The following is an 18,886-nucleotide window of genomic DNA, read 5'->3' as shown; positions in this document are numbered from 1 at the left end:
TCCGGAATACGTCTGCATAGTGACGCCTCGAAATAGTGGTGGAGTTGGGCGGAGGGGGCCTTTCTTGTCTCAGATCGACGATGCTGCCGCGCGCGAGGTGGAGCGTGAGCGCGTTCAGGTCTCCGTGATAGCCGAGCTGTTCGACGAGCGGCTGGCCGGGGCACGGGAGCAGCTGGCGCGGGTACTGGCGTCGCCGCCCGACGGCGCGGGCCGGGCCTACGAGCGGGAGGTGGCGGCCGGGCGGCTGGCCGGGGAGATCCGTCGACTGGAGGGCGCCGAGGAGGGGTTGGTGTTCGGCCGGATCGACCTGGCGGACGGGACGGCGCTGCGGATCGGGCGGCTGGGGCTGCACCGGGACGCGGACGAGCTGCCGGTGCTGATGGACTGGCGGGCCGCGGCGGCGCGGCCCTTCTACGAGGCGACGCCGGTTCATCCCATGGGGCTGCGGCGGCGCCGCCATCTGCGCCTGGCGGGCCGCACGGTGGTGGGGGTGAGCGACGAACTGCTCGACGACTCCGCGCCCACCGGACAGGACGTGATCGGCGACGGCCCGTTGACGGCGGCCCTCCAGGCGAGGCGCACCGGCCGGATGGGTGCGGCGGTCGCCACGCTGCAGGCCGAGCAGGACGCGATCGTCCGGTCGCCGCACCGCGGGGTGACGGTGGTGCAGGGCGGTCCGGGCACCGGGAAGACGGTGGTGGCGCTGCACCGCGCCGCGTACGTGCTGTACGCGTTCCCGAAGGCGGCCGAGCACGGTGTGCTCGTCGTGGGGCCGAACGCACGGTTCCTCGACTACATCGGCCAGGTCCTGCCCTCGCTCGGGGAGAACGACGTCGTCCTGGCCACGTGCGAGGAACTGGCCGGCGTCGTACCGGTCGCCGCGGAGTCCTTCGCGGTGGCGCGGCTGAAGGGGAGCGCCGCGCTGGCCGGGGCGCTGGCCGCCGTCGTCCGCTCGCGGCAGGCCCCGGGCGGTGACTTCGCCGTCCGGGTCGGACAGGAGTGGATCCGGCTGCCGGACGAGGACGTCGCACTGGCGCGGGAGTCGGCACGGACCGGCACCCTCGCGCACAACCGGGCCCGCGGGCTGTTCAAGGAGCTGCTGGTCGACGCCCTGGTCCGGGAGTTCGCCCGCGGTGGCGCCGAGGCGCTCGAGGCCATCGACGCCCAGGTCGCCCAGCTGACCGGTCTCGATCTCGACCGGGTCGCGGCGGCGGACCTGCGGCGCCTCGGCCTGGACGACGCGCCCACCGCAGGTGCCGACGAGTTCGACGCCGACGCCCTGCGCGCCGACCTCCTGGACGATGCCTCGGTCGACCGGGCCGTCGAGGAGCTGTGGCCGCGCCTCACGCCCGGCGACGTGGTCCGCGCCCTGCTGACGGACGGCGACGCGCCGGCCGGGTACCCGCGGGAGTTCACCGACGACCAGCGGGCCCTGCTGCGGCGAACGCCCGACGCGCCCTGGACGGACGCCGACGTGCCGCTGCTCGACGAGGCGGCGAGCCTGGTCGACGGTCCGCCCGGGCAGACCTTCGGACACGTCGTCGTCGACGAGGCGCAGGAACTCACCGCGATGCACTGGCGGATGGTCGTGCGCCGGTGCCCGGGCCGGTCGATGACGCTGGTCGGGGACTTCGCCCAGGCGGGCCCGGCGACGGCGGCCCGGGACTGGAAGGAGGCACTCGGACCGGAGCTCGGACGGCGCTTCGACCTGCGCACCCTGACCGTCAGCTACCGGACCACGCAGGAGATCCTCGCCGCCACCGAGGACTTGCTGGCCCGGATCGCCCCGGACCGGCCACCGGTCCGGTCGATCCGGCGCGGCGAGGTGCCGCGCACCCTCGCCGCGGCCCCCGAGTCGCTCCTCGGCACTCTCCTGCGGGAGCTGCGCGAGCAAGCCGCCGCGCACCCGGGCGAGTTGACCGGGGTGATCTGCGCCGATGACCGGACGGCGTGGCTCGCGGCCGCCGGGATCGAGCGGCACGCCCGCCTGGTGCCGGCCTCACAGGCGCGCGGCCTGGAGTTCGACGCCGCCGTCGTGGTCGACCCGGACGGGATCACCGCCGCCCGCCCCGGGGGTGAGCGGGACCTGTACGTGGCGCTCACCCGGGCCACCAAGCGACTGTGCACGATCACCGTCCCGCCCACCGCGGAGGCGGGGCACGACCCGGCCGGCCCCTGAGCGTGCGGGCGGGAGAGTCCCGCTCCCCCGGCGGCCGCTGCGCCGGCGACCACGGCGTCGGCAACCGCTGCGCCGGGCCCGGGCCCGGCCCGGTGCCGTGCGGGGCGGCATCCGCGAGGGCGGTCGGTCCACCGAGCCCGGCCGGCCCGTCGGCGTGGCCCCCGACCGCACCCGCGCCCCGGACGCGCCCCTACCCCCGGCTCGGGGCGGCGGCCGGCGGGGCGTCCAGGACGGTGAAGCGCAGGCCTGCGGCGGTCAGCCGGTCGATCAGCGCGGTGCCCATCGCCACCGCCGGGGTGACCTGGCCGGCGGTGGCGGGGAGTTCGTCGAAGGCGAGGCTGAGCGCCGACTCCGCGAGCATCTTGGCGGTCTCGGTGTAGCCCGGGTCGCCGCCGGACACCTCGGTGAAGAGCCGGCGCCCGGGGCCGGACTCGCCGACGAAGCGGACGGTGAACCAGGAGTCGGCGCGCTGCTCGGCACTGGGCCCCGCGCCGGACTTGCGCAGGCGGGTCAGCGTCCGCCGCAGTGACGGCAGCTGCGCGGCGAGCGCCAGCAGGGCGAGGCCGGCACCACCGGCCAGCAGCACCGGCAGCCGCCGGACCGCCGCGTAGTGGCCGTAGCGGAAGGTCCCGCCGTAGTCGGGCCGTGCCGCGGCCGAGCGGGCGACCACCAGCGGGTCGATGGTGGGCAGCGGCACCGCCCAGGCGCGGGCCTCCGCCGACCGCCGGACCGGTCCGGCGGTGACACTGATCGTGCGGTCGGCCGGCCCGGGGTCGGCGGCGTGGCGCGCCCGGGCCGCCCGGGCGGCCGCCCCGCGACGGGACATCACGGTCAGCGCCGAGGCGAAGGTGCCACCGGAGAACGTCCCGCCGGCCCGGACGAAGCCGCGCACGGAGACCGCCGCACCGTCCGGCAGGGCACCGCGCTCACGCATCCGTTCCAGGGTGAACAGCACCCCCAGGTCGTGCGGAACGGAGTCGAAGCCGCAGGAGTGCACCAACCGGGCACCGGTCTCGACGGCCCGGCGGTGGTGCAGCAGGTACATCCGGTCGACGAACTCGGGCTCGCCGGTCAGGTCGAGGTAGTCGGTGCCGGCGTCCGCGCAGGCGGCCACCAGCGGCTCGCCGTGCTGGAGGTAGGGGCCGACGGTGGAGACCACCACCCGGGCCGCGGCCGCCACCTCCCGCAGCGAGGCGGGGTCGGCGGCGTCGGCGGCCAGCAGCGGCAGGCCGGCGCAGCCGGGGTCCAGGGTCGCGAGACGCGCGCGCAGCGCCTCCAGCTTGGCCCGGTCGCGGCCGGCCAGTGCCCAGCGGCAGCCGGCCGGCACGTGCCGGGCCAGGTACTCGGCGGTCAGCGCGCCGGTGAAGCCGGTGGCACCGAACAGGACCAGGTCGTACGGACGTTCGGCATCCATGAGAAATCCCTACCCACTGGTAACGAAGGAGCGCCTCACGCTAGGGACCGGGCGGCCGCGGCGTCAACCGCGGTCGGCCGGACGACGGCCGGCGCGGGGCCCGCGCCGATCCGGCCGGCACCGATCGGAACGGGGCCCGCGCCGCCACCGCCGGCGCTGCCGCGGGCCGTGCCCGTTCAGGTCCCGAACGGGCACGGCCCGGGGTGGCGGTGCCAGGTCCTGCCCGGCCGGCCGGACCACGTCCAGGGGTCGCCGAACGACCGGCCCGGCACCGGCTCCCCCGGAGCCCCCCAGGAGGGCCCCGGAAAGGCTCTGCCGTTGTTCTCACCGCTCCGACGGACGGCGGCCGGAGAGCGTGACAGGAAGCGGAGCGCCCGTGCCCCGCGCCCCTTCGCGGGCGGACCGCCCCGGCGCGACGGGGGGCGCGCGGGAAGCACGGCGGGAGCGTGCGGAAGCAGTGAGCCACCCTCCCTCTGGTCAGCCGCCCCGGTACCCCTGCACCCTGGTGCGGAGACGGGCGGGCGGCCGTCGGAGGAGGGGATCGATGGGAACGCGTACGCACGGGTCGGACGACCGTTGGAACCGGGCCGTGGTCATCGGCGGCGGATTCAGCGGTCTGGTGACGGCCCGCGTGCTGACCGGCTGCTTCCGCGAGGTCGTCGTCCTGGAGCGGGACGAGGTGGACGAGCACACCGGCGTCCACCCGCACGCCCCGCAGGGCAACCACGCCCACGCCATGCTGGCCAAGGGCGCGGAGATCCTGGAGACGCTCTTCCCCGGGCTGCGCGCCGAGCTGCTCGACCTCGGCGCGCCGGTCTACGACTACGGGGAGCGGATGAGCTTCCTCCAGCCGGCCGGCTACGCCCTGCGGCACCGGACGGGCGTGCTGATCCAGTCGTTCACCCGGGACGAGCTGGAACGCCGCCTGCGGCGCCGGGTGTTGGCGCTGCCCGGGGTGACGCTGCTGGCCTCGGCACGGTGCGAGGGCCTGCTGGCGGAGCGCCCCGGTGCCGTGACCGGGGTGCTGTACCGCACGGCCGGGTCCGCCGAACCGACCCGTCTGGAGGCGGACCTGGTGGTCGACGCCTCGGGGCGGGCCGGCGGCCTGGACGGCCGGCTCGAAGCGCTGGGCGTGACCGTGCCCGAGCGGCGCGTGGTGAAGGCGAGGATCACCTACACCTCGATGAACTTCGCCAGGCCGGAGCAGGACCGGCCGGACTTCGACGCCGCCTACCAGATGACGTTCGCGCCGGACATCCCGCGCGGGGGCGTCATCCTCGCCGTCGAACGGAACCGCTGGACGTGCTCGCTGTTCGGCTTCGACGAGCAGGTGCCGCCGACCGACGACCAGGGCTACCTCGACTTCGCCCGCAGCCTGGCGAACCCCCGGCTGGCCGACCTGATCGAGCACCGCACTCACCCGGAGCCCACCCACCGGTACGTCAACCCCAACAACCAGTGGAGCCAGTACCACCGGGTCAAGGACTGGCCCGAGCGGCTGCTCGCCGTCGGCGACTCGGTCTGCGTGTTCAACCCGGTGTACGGGCAGGGGCTCACCGTGGCGGCGCTGGAGGCCCGCCTGCTGCACCGCGTGCTGTCCGCGCGCCGGACCGCGGGCGGGGGGCTGGACGGGCTGAGCCGCGGGTACCAGCGCCGGCTCGCGCGTCTGCTGCTCGTCCCCTGGACCCTGTCGAGCAATTCCGACCTGATGTGGAACCCGCGCGAACGGCCGGCCTCGGCCCGGATCGCCCACTGGTACAACACCCAGGTCTTCGCGGTGGCCGTGCACGACCCGCGGGTGTGGTCCCGGTTCGCCAGGGTGGCCAACATGGTCGCGCCGCCCAGCGTGCTCTTCGCGCCCTCGGTCCTGCTGAAGGTCCTCCGCGCGGGCCTGCGGCGCCGCACCCCGCCGGCCGCCCGGGCCGACGGACCGGTGCCGGGGGCCACGGAGCCGGTCGCCCCCCGCACATGCTGACCGGACGGCCCGGCGCGCGGAGCCCGGTCCGCGGGTGACCGGGCTCCGTCGCTCCTGCCGGGGCGACCGGCCGGCGCTCAGGCCTCCTTGACCACCACGGTCTTGGCCGCCTTGTCGTGGAAGCACTGCTGCAGCGGCTTGTCCCACAGCAGCGACAACACGTTCACCAGGGAGAACAGCGAACCGATGCAGTAGAGCGCCTGGGGCAGCCCGTAGACCGCGCTGCGGGCCCAGAGGTCGTTGTCGGAGGGACGACCGCCGTGCAGCGCCGAGACCACCCGCAGCTTCATCGCCTTCTTGCCGACGGACTGCTGGCCCTGGGTGAGCATCATCACCGCCTCGTAGCCGAAGACGACCACGGCGCCGACGACGGCGCTCAGGATCGAGCCGGCCGCCGCCGTGACGGTGAGCTGGATCACGATCAACGGGATCAGCAGCACCCCGAAGTCGATCAGACGGGCCAGGAACCGGTCGGCGGGCGTGGCCAGGGCGGGGCTGCCCGGCGGCGGGTACCCCGGTCCGGCCTGCGGGTAACCGGGGCCGGTCTGTGGGTAACCGGGCGGCGGGTAACCGGGGGTACCCTGGGGGTGGCCGGCCTGCGGGTGGCCGGCTCCGGGCTGCGGGTCGTACGGGCCCTGCGGGACTCCGTAGCCCGACTGGGCCGGCGGAGGCTGCTTGTCATAGGGGTTCTGGTCCGACGGATAGCCGTAACCGGGGGGTGGGTTCGTCATGGTCCTGCCTCGTCTCGTGGCGGCTTGTCCCTCGGGTCTAGTGGCTCCGGCGATCTTTTAGGAAGTCCTTGAGGCCAACCGTTATATGAACAGCGAGGACGCGCCGCCCGGTCACGCACCGAGGGCGGCCGGTACGGGTTGGCGTCCCGCGGCACGCGCCCGGTCCCGCGCGGGCCGGCCCGCCGCTCAAGGAGTGGCGCGCACCCGGAGTCGGGAGCGCGGCCGGCGGGATCCGGGCGGACTTCATGGCATGATCAACAGCCGCGTCGGACGCGCGTGGCACCCCGGCCACCACCGTCCCGCACTTCGACCGCCCGAACCGTCCTCGTACGTCCCCACCCCGCCCCACCCCCGCCGGGCCTCCACCCGGCAGCCGGGGAACACTCGCTGTCCCCGGGCCGGCACGACCACATCGCACACGACGTAAACTTCAACCACGACAACAAGGGACCAGCTGTGGCAACCGACTACGACGCCCCCCGCAAGACCGACGACGACGGGTCGCACGACAGCATCGAGGAGCTGAAGACCCGCCGCACCGACACCTCCTCCGCCGCCATCGACGCCGTCGACCAGCTCGAATCGGCTGACGGCGTGGAGCTGCCCGGCGCCGACCTCTCGGGCGAGGAACTCACCGTCACCGTGCAGCCCATGCTGTCCGACGAGTTCACCTGTGTGAACTGCTTCCTGGTCCACCACCGCAGCCGGCTCTCGCGGATGAAGAACGGCCAGCCCATCTGCCTCGACTGCGACTGACCGACGGCAGACCACTCCCGCCGGTGGCGGGGAGGGAAGCGCGCCTCCCCCGCCGGTGGTGACCCGCCCGGCCGGGCGCCGGCGGTCAGCCCTGCGCCGGCCGACCGCCCGGCCCGCCACTCGGAGGGCCAGGGGACCAGGGGATCAGGGCTGGTCGAACCAGGAGAACGCCGCGATCCGCCAGCCCTCCGGAGTGCGGACGAACTGGATGGTCTTCGTCCCACCGCCCTCGTACGGCTCGCCGTCCAGGATCCCCGACTTGCGGTACTCGCCGAACCGCGACGCGATGTCGCCGGCGATCTCGGTGCGCTCGGAGGTCTCCCACTCGGAGAACTCGACCAGCCGGCCCTCGGTCAGCAGCCGCCGGCGGGGCTCGATGAACTCCTCCACGGTGTAGACGGCGAACGCCGGGCCGGTCAGGACGATCACACCGCCCGGGAGCATCAAGCGGCGGACCCGGTCGACGTCGGCGGCCCCGCCGCCCCGGTTGTCGAAGGAGCCGAAGAACTCGGCGGTCACCATGTCGATCTCAGACTTGGACATGGCGCGACGGTAGCACCGGGCGGGCGGCGGTCCCGGGCCGGTACCGGCAACCGGCAGGCGGCCACCATCCACCTGCACCGATCGTCACGCGGGGGCGGGGGGCGGGACGATCCAGAGTTCGGCCGGGCCGTTGACGACGGCGGACCGCAGCCGCGCGGCAGGCGGGCCGTCCTGGTCCCGGAGGACGGCGTTCGGGTAGGAGCCGAAGAAGCCGTCCAGGGCCACTTCCGCCTCCAGACGTGCCAGCGGGGCGCCCAGGCAGAAGTGCGGGCCGTGGCCGAAGGCCAGGTGGTCCTTGACGGGGCGCGTCGGGTCGAAGTCGTCCGGCCTGTCCGGGTGGACCTCCGGGTCGCGGCCGGCGGCGCCGAAGGCCAGCAGGACCGGCTCGCCCCGGCGGAGGACGACGCCCTCACCGAGGTCGATGTCCTCCAGCGGGTAGCGCAGCGGGAGGTGCATCACCGGGCCCTCGTGACGCAGCGTCTCCTCGATGACGTCCTCCCAGCCGAGGGCTCCCCCGTGGACCAGGGTGAGGTACCGGGGGTGGGTCAGCAGGGCCTGGAGGGCGCTGGTGATCAGGTTGACGGCGGTCTCGTAGCCGGCGCCGATCATCAGGAAGAGGGTGTCGCGGGACTGTTCCTCGGTGGGCTCCGCCTCGCCGGTGGGGACGGCGGCCACGTCGCTGGCGAGGTCCGGTCCGGGCTCGCGGCGCTTGAGGTGCAGCAGCTCGGTCAGCAGCGCGTCCATCTCCACCTGGGCGACCCGGATCCGGTCCGGCGTCGACGCCGTGATCAGCAGGCTGTCCATCGCCCTGCCGAGCGGCAGCCGCATCGCGGCGGGCACCCCGAAGAGGTCGCAGATCACCGTCATCGTCAACGGGAGCGACAGCGCCCGGCGGATGTCGACGGCTTCGCCCGGGGCGAGTCGGCCGATCGCACCGATCAGCTCGGCGGCCATCGCCTCGATCCGGGGGCGCAGCGCGGTCACCCGGCGGGGCGCGAACGAGGGGGTCATCCGCCGCCGGGCCGCGCGGTGCTCGCTCCCGTAGAGGTTGAAGAAGGTCTGCTGCAGTGCCAGGGGCGCCAGTGGCCACCCCTCGGGCACGTCCGCCAGCCCCGGCCAGTGCTTGCGCGGGTCCCGCGAGACCCGGGGGTCGCCGGCCAGGGCCCGGATCACCTCGGACCGGGTGACGGACCAGGCGACGATGCCGCCGGGGAGTTCGACCCGCACGGCGGGCCCGGCGGAGCGGAGCCGGGCGTTCTGCCGGTGCGGGGCTTCGGCGGCCATGTCGAGTACGGGGCAGCCGAGCTCGTCCGGAGTCATGGGCCTGCTCCTCGGGGTTCACGGGGCGCCCGGGCGGGGCGGCGTCACTGGCCCCGGCCTACCGTGCCAGAGGTCCACGTGTTCGTTGTAGGGCGGCCGGACGCGGCCGTCAACGGCGCCCCGCACGCCCGCCTTCCGTACCGTACGGCCGCTTCGGCCCGTCCGGCCGGCGCGGCCGCGCCCCACCGCACCGGCCCACCTGCGCCTTCGGCGCCCCGCACGGCGGCGCTTCCGTCGCCGGGCCGGCCCCGGAGCCGAGCGAGCGGCCGAACCGTCCGCCGCAACGGCATGACCGGCCCTGGACGTGCGCGCGGAGCCGGTCTCGTGCGGCCGGATGACCGTCTGCCCCGGAACGGCGTGGTCGGGCCGGCGCCCGTTCAGGCGCCCGGCCGGTTCGGCGGCCGTGTCCGTGTGCTCCGGGCGCACCCCGGCCACCCGTGCGGGCAGCGCCCGGATCGCCGGGGCCTCCCGCCCGCCTTGACGACCCGAGTAATTAGGTGCCATATTACTTTCATGACGCGAGACGGGGCCGACCACGAGGCACCCACCCTGGATCAGGCCAGACGGCAGGTCGAACACTACGGCCTGGAGGCCGACCCCCAGGCGGTGCTGGTCGCGGTACGGCTGATCTCGGCGGGTGCGCGGGTCGGCCGGGCGGCCGAGGCGCACTTCGCCAGGTTCGGCCTGTCGACGGGGCGCTACCGCCTGCTCGCCGACCTGGAAGCCCACGGCGGGGAGAAGTCCCCTTCGCGCCTCGCGGCGGACCTGGACGTCTCCAGGGCCACCATCACCGGCCTGCTGGACGGACTGGAACGCGAGGGCCTGATCGCCCGGCGCCCGTCCACGGAGGACGGACGGGGCACGGTGGCCATCCTGACGGCCCGCGGCGCGCAGCGCCTGCGCGACATGGCGCCCGAGCACTTCGGGCGACTGGAGGCGATGGTGGGCGGACTCAGCGTCGAGGAACGCGCGGTGTTCCTGGACCTGCTGGCCCGCGTGGTACGCGGAAGCACGGCCCTGGCCGCCGACTGACCCACCCCCGGCCCCCTCCCGGCTCGAACGACCGGCTCGACCTCCCGGCCGACCGACCCGACCCCCGGCCGACCTGGCCCCGCCCTCCGGGCAGGGCCCTTTTCACGGACCAATAGTTAGCCACCTAATTACTTGACCGGGGCAGGCCCGCCGTCCGCCCCGAAGCAACCTTCACTTTCCGCACGCCGACGAGAAAGAGGCCCGCATGCCCGCAATGAAGGACCCCTCGGTGAAGGACCCGGCTTCGAAGGACCGGGCACGGAACGACCCCGGGGTGAACGACACCGCGGTGAACGGCAGAGGCGGCCGGAGCCGGGCGGCCTCCCGGCCGTTCGTCCTGTGGCGTGAGGTACTGACCGCCTACGCCGCCCCCGCGCTGATGGCCGGCACCGCCGGAGTCGTCACCGGGCAGCGGGAGCTCGCGGTGGCGGCGTGCACGTCCATCGCCGGCACCTCCGCCGTGGTGGCGTTCCTGGTCGGCGCCTGGCTGCGGCGCGGCGGGCGGCCGCGGCGCTGGACCGTCGCCGTACCGCGCGTCGTCCTGACCGTCGTCCTCGTCGTCGCGACCGCCGGCACGGCGGCCCTGCTGGGGTGGTTCGCCGCCCAGTGGCTGCCCGCCCACACCGCGGTCCCCGGCAGCCCCTGGCTGGACCGCCTGCGCATCGACCTGCCGGTCTCCGCGGTCCTCGCCACCACCATCGTCAGCCTGCGCTGGCGCAGCACCACCGGCACGTCCCGGCCGTAGCCCACCCCGGCGCCGGCCCCACCCGCACCACCCGCACCACCGGCCCGGCACCACCGGGCCCACTCCGGCGGCACCCGCCGCCGGGAACCCACCACGAAGTGAGAACACCGATGATCGTTGTCATGGGAGCGACCGGAGCGACCGGGACCGCCGTGGTCCACAGTCTCCTCGCACTCGGCGAACCCGTGCGCGCGCTGACCCGTACCCCGCAGCGGCCGCTGCCCGGTCTGGCCGACGCACCCCGTTCACTCGTCGAGGTCCAGTACGCCGACGCCGCCGACCCCGAGTCGCTGCGCACCGCCTTCAAGGGCGCCGACGCGCTCTTCCTCGCGATGGCCAACGGCCCCGCGCAGGTCGAACTCGAAACCCGCGTCATCGACCTCGCCGCCCGGAGCGGCATCGGGCACATCGTCAAGATCTCCGCGCCGGCGGCCGAACCCGACTCCCCCGTCGCGGTGTCCCGCGGGCACCACACCGTCGAGGAACACCTGCGCGCCTCGGGGCTCACCTCCACCGTCCTGCGTCCCTACGCGTTCATGCAGAACCTGCTGCGGCTGGCCCCCACCGTCGCCCAGGGCGTCATCCTCGGCACGATGGGCGACGCGCCCTGCAACTACGTCGACTGCCGCGACATCGGCGACGTCGCCGCCGCCGCGCTCACCAGGCCCGGCATCGCCGGCGGCACGTACGGCCTCACCGGCCCGGAAGCCGTGTCCTATCCCGAACTCGCCTCCCGGCTGGCCGCCCTGACCGGCAGAGAGATCCGCTACATCAACCTCACCCCGCACGAGCTGCGCGACCACCTCGTCCAGCGGGCCCACATGCCCGCCTGGCTCGCCGAGCACGTGACCGAGATCCAGCTGCTCGCCGTCGCCCGACCCGAGACCCCCAACGGCACGGTCGCCGACATCCTCGGCCGCCCGCCCCGCACCCTGGACGCCTTCCTGCACGAACACGGCGGCCAGTTCCGGCAGTAGCTCCGGTCGCCGGGTGCCGCGGCGACACCGGCGCCGCGGCACCCGGGCCCTGGTCATCAAAGATCACCGCCGCCCGGCCCGCCGAAGCGGGCCGGGCGGCGGTGATCGTCGCGCGGTCCGGTCAGCCGGCCGAGCCGGACCAGACGACGTTCTTGCGCTGCCCGGTGGAGCCGTAGACGAAGTTGACCGAGAACGGGTCGGCCGCGTCCTCCGGCAGGGCGTACGCGGACAGCCCGGTGGCCTCCTGACCGGGGGCGAGGGAACCGCTGAGAAGCTTCATCCGTCCGCTTCCGTCGATCAGGATGAAGACGAGATTGCCCCTGGCGTCCCTGACCACGGGCATCCCCGACCCGTCGAGCGAGACCGGCGCGGACCCGGTGTTGACGACGGTGATCCTGATCTGGACGACCTTGGCGTTCTTGGGGGCCGAGGTCACGTTCCCGCGCAGGGCGTACGGCTCGGGCGCGGCCATCGTGACCTTCAGCCCGTCGCCGTAGGTGTAGGACTGGCCGAACGTCAGGCGCCGGGCCCGCTCGTCCGCGGCCTCCTTCTCCCGCTCGGCCTCCAGTCTCTTCCGCTCGGCCTCGATCCGTTCCCGCTCCTTCGCGGCGCGCTCCTCGGCGGCCTCGATCGCGGCGTCGGAGCGGGCCCGCGCGGCGTTGCGCTCCGCCCGCTGCTCGTCGGCGACCACCTGCACCCGCGACACCACGAAGACCCCCGCGCCGACCGAGACCAGCAGGCCGCCGATGCCCAGGATCACGCCCGCGAGCGCCATCCCCCGATTGGTCGCCAGGCCCTTGCGCACGTTGCCGAGCCCGATGGCGCCGAAGATCACGGCGAGCAGCGCCGGCAGCCAGGACAGCCAGAACAGGATGATGGCCAGGCCGAGGACCGTCCCGACGATGCCGAGCACCATGGCCGCGGTACCCAGGCCGTTGCGCGGCGGCGGCGCCGGCATCGCGTACGGCGGCCAGTACGGCGCCCCCGGAGCCTCGCCGGGAGCGGGGACGGGGGCAGCAAGGACGGGGGCAGCCGGGCCGGGGACAGGGCCGGGAGTCTCGCCCTGGCCCTGAGCCTCGCCGCCGCCCTCGCTCCGGCCCTCGCCCTGACCCGGGCTCGGCGGGGCCCACGGGTTGAGGTCGGCCGGCCCCTCCGCGGGCTGCGGGCTGTCGGGCAGGGCAGGAGTGGTCATACGAGATCCTTCGAGCACGGTGGGATGGCGAGCTGATACTCAGCCCCGACGCCGAAGTCTGTCCTGGCTCCCCGGTGAGAGCGACCCATATTCCGCGCGGCGGCACCGGCCCGGGCCGAGCCCGCACGTCAGCGCCGCGGGACAGGACACCGACGGGTCGGCGGGTGATCAACATACAGGGGCCCGGTGACAGCACCGACACCACGGGGTCCCGCCGGTGACGGCGGCCGCTTCGTCCACCGGGCCGGCGCGACGGGCCCGGGGCGGCGCCGGGGTGGTCCGCCGGTCCAGCCGGCGCTCGGCCACGGTCAGGTAGCCGGTCGCCTTCACGAAGCGGCGGAACGCGGCCGCGGTGACCGGGTGCTCGTCCATCCAGAAGCCGTCCACCACGACCGGGTGCACCGGCCGTTCCTCCGGACAGCAGCCGTTCGAGCCGATCAGGGCGGAACCACCCGGGATCCACGTCATTCCCCGGGCCGGCGCCGGGAGCGCGCGCTGCGCGGTGGTCGGCACGGCACCGACGGTGCGTCACCCGCTGCGGGGTGCCGTGCCGACACGCCGCGCGGCCGGCCGGCACCCGGCCCGTCGGCAGGTGCGTCAGCAGGTGCGCCACCCGGTGCACGATCCGGCCGGACGGGCCCACGGGCGCACAACCGCCGTGCGGTGGGGGCGGGTCGCTTCGCCCCCACCGCAGGGGCGGCGGGTCCGGTCTCAGTCGTCGTCGCCGTGCTGACCGGTGGGGCGGGCGAAGACCTGGTAGCCGGTGTTCTCCGGGCCGCCGGCGCCGCCGAGCAGGTTGCCGCTGGTCGAGCCGAACACCACCGTGTCGCCGTCGGCGTCCACGACAGGGTCGATCGAGGACCCGTTACCGAGCGAGCCGTCCGGCGCGGTGGAGATCCGCTCGGTGCGGCCGGTCCGCAGATCGTGGCGGTAGACGTCCCAGCCCGTGTGCTGCGGGCCCGCCACCAGGTTGTCGGCGGCGGAGGCGAAGTAGGCCCAGCGGTTGTCGGCGGTGATCCGGCCGTGGTTGGAGGAGCCGACCGATTCGGTGCCGGGCAGGCCCCCGCTGATCTTCGTGACGGTGCCCTTCCTGAGGTCCCGGACGTACAGCACGGTGTGGTAGCGGTGGCCGTTGGTCGAGCCGCCGGGCTCGGGCAGGGCGTAGATCGCGCGCCGCCCGTCGGGGCTGATCGTCGCGTCGAAGCTCGCGTAGCCGAGCTTGCCCTCGGGGTCGAGGCTCGCGGCGGAGATCCGGCCGGACCGCACGTCGAAGGTGTAGTAGGCGCCGGTCGTCGGCCGGGACAGGTTCGGCCGGGCGCCGCCGGGCGCGGCCGCGACGGCGTTCGGGGCCGGCTCCACATCGGCGGCCGCGCCCTGGGCGGCGGCCGCGGCGGCGAGCGCGGGGGTCTGTTCGGCGGGCAGCAGGTTGCCGGCGAGCGAGGTGAAGCCCACGGTGCGCCCGTCGGCGCTGATCGTGGGGTTGAGGGACATGCTGTCGCCCGGCTTGCCGTCCACGCCGAGGGTCACCAGACGGGTCTTCCCGGTCCAGCGGTCGGTGACGTAGATGTTGTAGTCCCAGGTGTAGGGCCTGGCCAGCGAGGAGCCGGCGGCCGGGTAGTCCGGGACGAGGTCGGTCCGGCTGGAGACGAAGGCCACGTAGCGGCCGTTCGCGCTGACCGAGGGCGCGTACGAGGAGTGGAACCGGTCGGTGTCGGTGTTGGTGGGCGCACCGCTGATCAGCTCGGTGCGGCCGGTCCTGCGGTCGCGGACGTACACCTCGGTGCGGCCCTGGACCGGCAGGCCGGGCACCACGTTCTCGGCCTCGCTCTCGAAGGCGACGTAGCGGCCGTCGGCGTTGATCGAGACGTAGTCGGTGAAACCGTCCAGCGCCTGGCCGTCGTCGGAGAGGTTGACCCGCTCGGTACGGCCGGTCCGCAGGTCGCGGACGTAGGCATCGCGACCGCTCTTCGCGGGCTGGGACACCAGGTTCTTGGCCCACGAGGTGAACAGGGCGTAGCGGCCGTCGGCGCTGACCGCCTGGCTCCATGACTGGTCGTCCGGCACGGCGCCGTTCAGCCCGACACTGACCTGGACGGTGCCGCGCGCCAACGGCCGGGCCTGGGCGGGCGCGGCGGTCGCGGCGAGCACGGCGGCCGCCGCGAGGATGCTTCCGCCGCCGGCCAGCCACCGGTGACGGGTGGTTCGGGTCCTGCGTGCCATGAGATCTGTCCTTCCCCTGGTGATCGCCCGGCCGGGCTCCCTCCCGGCGGCGGGCCTCAGGAGAGCCAATCCGCCGGGGGGCACGGCGGTCAACGGCCACGGGTGATCCCGGCGGAAGATACGCCAACGGGCGTATCCCGCACGGGGGTCACGGGCGGTACCGGAACACCTCGGCGGGGTACTCGGTGGCGCCCGGGGCGGCCGGGCCGACCTGCGCCCACCTGCCCGGCCCGGCCCGCCGGATGTGCTGCGCGGCACCACCGCCCGTCGTCCCGGGGTCCCCGGCGATCCCCGTCCCCCTGCCGTGGCCGTTCGGCGGCTGAGGCAGCACGCGCGTCGACGGCCGGGGGCCGCGCACCCGCGTGCGCCGACCAGGAGAAGCGCAGTGAGTCGCGGACGCTCGACGCCACCATGCGATCGGGGAACTTCCCCGTGCCGCTGAACCTGGCGATCGGGGTGCAGACCGCCCTGGAGGACCTGGGCGTCGACCCCAACGGCCTCGACGGCGTGTTCGGGAACGACACGCGCGCGGCACTGACATCGTTCCAGGCCACCAACGGTCTCGGGCAGACGCCCGCCGCGCAGGGCTTCGACGATGTCCCCCAGGAGACCCTGGACGCCCTCGCGAGCCGACTCGACGCCAAGGGGTTCGCCCACTTCCCGTAGCACGCGGCGGCACAGGACCGTCCACGTCCCCGGACGGGCGGTCGCCGGCGGACGGGACCGGACTCCTCCGATGCGGTGAAGTCGCCTCTCAGTAGCACCGGTTGGGCCTACAGTGTCGCCGTAACGGCGGGGCGGGCACGGGGGGTACCTGGTGGACGGCGGGTCAGTGGAGAACTCCATCACCGGCGGGTTCTTCGTGGGAACGGTGATCCAGGGCCGGCACGTCGAGCTGCGGCTGCCGCCGACGGTGACCCCGGTGACCGACGGGTTGCCACCGGCCGGCGCCACGTTCGTCGGGCGCGACGGGACGGCGCGGGAGTTGCACGAACGCCTCGCGCCCGGGCCCGCGGGCGGGGCCATCACCGTGCTGACCGGCCTCGGCGGGATCGGCAAGACCGAGCTCGCGCTGCAGGCCGCCCACCGGGCCGTGGCCGAGCCCGGCTGGTTCCCCGGCGGGGTCCTCTACCTGAACCTCTCGGTCCACGACGGCGAGCACCGCCGGTCACCGGAACAGGCCCTGGACACGCTGCTGCGCCACCTGGCCGTCCCGATCGAGCACATCCCGGAGACCCTGGAGAGCCGCGGCGCGTTGCTGCGCACCGTCCTCAACGGCTATGCCGAGCACGGCCGGCGCGTCCTCCTCGTCCTGGACAACGCCGAGGGAGCCGACCAGGTCCGTCCGCTGCTGCCCTCCAACAGCGGTACCCCGGTGCTGATCACCTCCCGGCAGACCCTCACGTTCCACCTCGGCGAGCGTCTGTACGACCTGGACGTCCTCGACCAGGACGCCGGGGTCGAGTTCATCCACCGCGTCCTCGACACGGCCCGGCCGGGCGACGGGCGGGTGGCCGCGGAGCCCGCCGAGGCCGCCCGGCTCGCCGAGCTGTGCGCCGGACTGCCGCTGGCCCTGTGGATCGCCACCGCGTTGCTCACCGAGGACCCGGCCCGCCCCCTGGCCAACCTGCGGGCCGCGCTGGAGGACTCCCAGCGGCGGCTGGACCGGCTGAGCCGGCGCGACGACCAAGCGGTTCGGGCCGCCTTCGAACTCTCCTACCGGGCGCTGACCCCGCAGCAGGCGCGGCTCTTCCTGTTCCTGTCCCTCAACCCCGGCCCCGAGGTGTCCACCGAGGCCGCCGCCCGGCTGCTCGACGAGGACCTGTACGACGTCCAGGACCTCCTCGGCGACCTCGCCCGCGCCCACCTCATCGGGCACGGGGCCTCCTACGAACGCTGGCGCCAGCACGACCTGGTGCGGCTGTTCGCGCAGGAGAAGGGCAACGCGCGGGTCGAACAGGACCGGCCCCTCGACGCCGTCAACCGGCTCTTCGAGCACTACCACCGGACCGCCGAGGCGGCGGACACCCTCCTGGCGCCCGGCGACGGGGACTCCGACGGCGACGCCGACTCCGACCGGTTCACCGACCGCGCCGCGGCCCTGGAGTGGCTGGAGACCGAACGGACCAACCTGGTCGAGACGGTGAAGGTCGCGCACACCCTGCGGCGGCCCGATATCAGCGCCCACCTCGCCTTCGTGCTCACCCGGTACCTCAAGCTCCGACGTCACCTGGACGACTGGATCGAGGTCAGCACGACCGCCGTGGCGCTGTACCGGCTGAGCGGCTCCGACGAGGGCACGGCCGCCGCCCTGAACAACCACGGCGCGGCGCTGGCCGAGGCGCGGCGCTTCCCGGAGGCGCTCGGCGCGCACCAGGCCGCCGCCGACCTCTACCACGCGGCGGGCGACCGGCAGGGCATGGCCGAGGCGGCCGGCAACAGCGCCGGGGTCCTGCACCAGGCCGGCCGTTCGGACCAGGCCGTCCGGCTCTACGCGGAGGTCGCCGAGCTGTACCGCGCGCTCGGCGACCACCACGGGCGCAGCGCCGCACTCACCAACCGCGCCACCGTCCTGTCCTACCTCCGGGAGTTCGACGAGGCCCTCGACGACCTCGCCGAGGCCGCCGAAGCCGCCGAGGCCGCCGAGGCCGGACGTCCGGACGGCGGCAGCGACGAGGACGCCCATACGCTCGTCTCACGCGGCCGGGCCCTGGCGGGCAAGCGCGAGTTCGCCGAGGCCGTCGCCCTGTTCACCCGCGCGGCCGAGATCGGACGACGGGACGGGGACCAGCACGGCGAGGCGGTCGCCCTCACCGATCTCGGGAGCGCGCTGTTCGCGACCTGGCGGATCGACGAGGCCGCCGAGGCCAACACCAGGGCCGCGGAACTCGCGCACACGATCGGCGACCGCCACCACGAGGCCATCGCCCGCAACAGCCTCGGTCTCTGCCTCCAGCGCGTCGGCCGGCTGTCCGAGGCCGTCGAGGCCCACACCGCGGCCATCGAGTCGTTCCTCGACACGGAGGACCGGCACGGGACCGGTCTGGCCCGGATCAACCTCGGCATGGCCCTGACCGCCTCGGGCCGCCCCGGCGAGGCGGCCGAGGAGCACCGGCGGGCCACCGGGATCCTGCACGCGTGCGCCGACCCGCACGGCGAGGGCATCGCGCAGAACCTCCTGGGCTGTGCCCTGCGCGGGACAGGCGAGTTCGAGCAGGCGCTCGCGGCGCACGACCGGGCCATCGAGCTCTTCCGGCGGAGCCGGGACCGGAAGTCCGAGGCCGACGTGCTCAACAACGTCGGTGTGTGCCGGCGCGCGATGGGGCAGCACGAACAGGCCCTCGCCTCGCACGCCGCCGCCACCGCCGTCTACCGGGAGGTCGCCGACCGGCACGGGGAGGCCGAGGCGGCGGAGAAGAGCGCGGCGGCGCTGCTGGAGCTGGACCGGTTCGACGAGGCGGCCCGGTTCGGCGCCCGGGCGGCCGAGATCTTCGAGGAGACCGGGGACCGCTACGGCACCGCTGTCGCGTACGTCAACCTCGGCGTCGCCCTGACGGAGCTGAGCCGGTACGACGAGGCCGTCGAGGCGTCGGGCAAGGCCGTCCTCCTCTTCCGCGAACTGGACTGTGCGCCGCAGGAGGACGGCGCGATGGGGAACCTGCTGTACGCGAGCAGCCGGCAGCGGTCGGCCGCCGCGGCGCCACCGGCCGGCCGGGGCGGCGCGCCGCGGACCCTGCTCGGCCGGTGGCGGCGCACGCGCGGGGACCGACGGGGTTAGCCGCACGGCCCGGCCGGTCACCGG

The 18,886-nt window shown here is 74.8% G+C and carries 15 protein-coding genes; 8 read left to right on the top strand and 7 right to left on the bottom strand.

Annotated features, from left to right (window positions below; genetic code table 11):
* Window positions 1–64: 64 nt before the first annotated feature.
* Complete coding sequence (locus tag ACIQTO_RS23160) at window positions 65–2,179, top strand: HelD family protein (RefSeq protein ID WP_402391078.1); 2,115 nt, start codon at window positions 65–67, stop codon at window positions 2,177–2,179.
* Between the two features lie 190 nt (window positions 2,180–2,369).
* Here ACIQTO_RS23160 and ACIQTO_RS23155 read toward each other — a convergent pair whose 3' ends face one another.
* Window positions 2,370–3,593: a saccharopine dehydrogenase family protein gene (locus ACIQTO_RS23155; protein ID WP_402391076.1), complete on the bottom strand. Its 1,224-nt coding sequence runs from the start codon at window positions 3,591–3,593 to the stop codon at window positions 2,370–2,372.
* 544 nt (window positions 3,594–4,137) lie between these two features.
* On the opposite strand from ACIQTO_RS23155, the gene ACIQTO_RS23150 reads away from it, so the two are divergent.
* Window positions 4,138–5,568 carry an FAD-dependent oxidoreductase gene (locus ACIQTO_RS23150; protein WP_402391073.1) on the top strand — a complete coding sequence of 477 codons (1,431 nt, stop codon included), beginning with the start codon at window positions 4,138–4,140 and terminating at the stop codon, window positions 5,566–5,568.
* 77 nt (window positions 5,569–5,645) lie between these two features.
* Here the strand turns inward: ACIQTO_RS23150 and ACIQTO_RS23145 are convergent, their stop codons facing one another.
* Entirely contained in the window at window positions 5,646–6,299 is a 654-nt protein-coding gene (locus tag ACIQTO_RS23145; RefSeq protein WP_402391070.1) for an RDD family protein, read from the bottom strand.
* Window positions 6,300–6,755: 456 nt separating this feature from the next.
* Between ACIQTO_RS23145 and ACIQTO_RS23140 the strand changes: the two genes are divergently transcribed.
* Entirely contained in the window at window positions 6,756–7,055 is a 300-nt protein-coding gene (locus ACIQTO_RS23140; protein WP_380571985.1) for a DUF4193 domain-containing protein, read from the top strand.
* A 144-nt stretch (window positions 7,056–7,199) separates the two neighbouring features.
* On the opposite strand, the gene ACIQTO_RS23135 is transcribed toward ACIQTO_RS23140, so the two are convergent.
* Together ACIQTO_RS23135 and ACIQTO_RS23130 are read right to left on the bottom strand one after the other, a co-directional pair.
* Window positions 7,200–7,598 carry a DUF4440 domain-containing protein gene (locus ACIQTO_RS23135; RefSeq protein WP_402391068.1) on the bottom strand — a complete coding sequence of 133 codons (399 nt, stop codon included), beginning with the start codon at window positions 7,596–7,598 and terminating at the stop codon, window positions 7,200–7,202.
* Window positions 7,599–7,682: 84 nt separating this feature from the next.
* Window positions 7,683–8,918, bottom strand: coding sequence for a cytochrome P450 (locus tag ACIQTO_RS23130; RefSeq protein ID WP_402391065.1), 1,236 nt, complete (start codon window positions 8,916–8,918; stop codon window positions 7,683–7,685).
* A 513-nt stretch (window positions 8,919–9,431) separates the two neighbouring features.
* Between ACIQTO_RS23130 and ACIQTO_RS23125 the strand changes: the two genes are divergently transcribed.
* The 3 genes from ACIQTO_RS23125 (at window position 9,432) to ACIQTO_RS23115 (ending at window position 11,672) form a co-directional block, all read left to right on the top strand.
* Window positions 9,432–9,950: a MarR family winged helix-turn-helix transcriptional regulator gene (locus ACIQTO_RS23125; RefSeq protein WP_402391062.1), complete on the top strand. Its 519-nt coding sequence runs from the start codon at window positions 9,432–9,434 to the stop codon at window positions 9,948–9,950.
* A 205-nt stretch (window positions 9,951–10,155) separates the two neighbouring features.
* On the top strand, window positions 10,156–10,695 hold the full coding sequence (locus tag ACIQTO_RS23120) for a hypothetical protein (protein ID WP_402391060.1): 540 nt from the start codon (window positions 10,156–10,158) through the stop codon (window positions 10,693–10,695).
* 122 nt (window positions 10,696–10,817) lie between these two features.
* A complete protein-coding gene (locus tag ACIQTO_RS23115; protein ID WP_402391058.1) occupies window positions 10,818–11,672 on the top strand; it encodes an SDR family oxidoreductase in 855 nt (284 codons plus the stop codon).
* Between the two features lie 121 nt (window positions 11,673–11,793).
* Here ACIQTO_RS23115 and ACIQTO_RS23110 read toward each other — a convergent pair whose 3' ends face one another.
* From ACIQTO_RS23110 to ACIQTO_RS23100, 3 genes are all read right to left on the bottom strand, one after another.
* Window positions 11,794–12,864: a DUF4190 domain-containing protein gene (locus tag ACIQTO_RS23110; protein WP_402391055.1), complete on the bottom strand. Its 1,071-nt coding sequence runs from the start codon at window positions 12,862–12,864 to the stop codon at window positions 11,794–11,796.
* A gap of 168 nt (window positions 12,865–13,032) precedes the next feature.
* Window positions 13,033–13,377: an SUMF1/EgtB/PvdO family nonheme iron enzyme gene (locus ACIQTO_RS23105; protein WP_402391052.1), complete on the bottom strand. Its 345-nt coding sequence runs from the start codon at window positions 13,375–13,377 to the stop codon at window positions 13,033–13,035.
* A gap of 198 nt (window positions 13,378–13,575) precedes the next feature.
* Window positions 13,576–15,084 (bottom strand): TolB family protein, encoded by a 1,509-nt coding sequence (locus ACIQTO_RS23100; protein ID WP_402391050.1) that lies wholly within the window; start codon window positions 15,082–15,084, stop codon window positions 13,576–13,578.
* Between the two features lie 432 nt (window positions 15,085–15,516).
* Between ACIQTO_RS23100 and ACIQTO_RS23095 the strand changes: the two genes are divergently transcribed.
* Both ACIQTO_RS23095 and ACIQTO_RS23090 read left to right on the top strand, forming a co-directional pair.
* Window positions 15,517–15,750 (top strand): peptidoglycan-binding protein, encoded by a 234-nt coding sequence (locus ACIQTO_RS23095; RefSeq protein WP_402391048.1) that lies wholly within the window; start codon window positions 15,517–15,519, stop codon window positions 15,748–15,750.
* Window positions 15,751–15,916: 166 nt separating this feature from the next.
* Window positions 15,917–18,862 (top strand): tetratricopeptide repeat protein, encoded by a 2,946-nt coding sequence (locus tag ACIQTO_RS23090; protein ID WP_402391046.1) that lies wholly within the window; start codon window positions 15,917–15,919, stop codon window positions 18,860–18,862.
* Window positions 18,863–18,886 lie beyond the last annotated feature (24 nt).

It is taken from the genome of Kitasatospora sp. NPDC091207 (assembly GCF_044768625.1).
Classification (GTDB): Bacteria; Actinomycetota; Actinomycetes; order Streptomycetales; family Streptomycetaceae; genus Kitasatospora.
The sequence above is the reverse complement of the archived record's forward strand: the minus strand, read 5'-3'. Positions and strand labels throughout refer to the sequence as shown.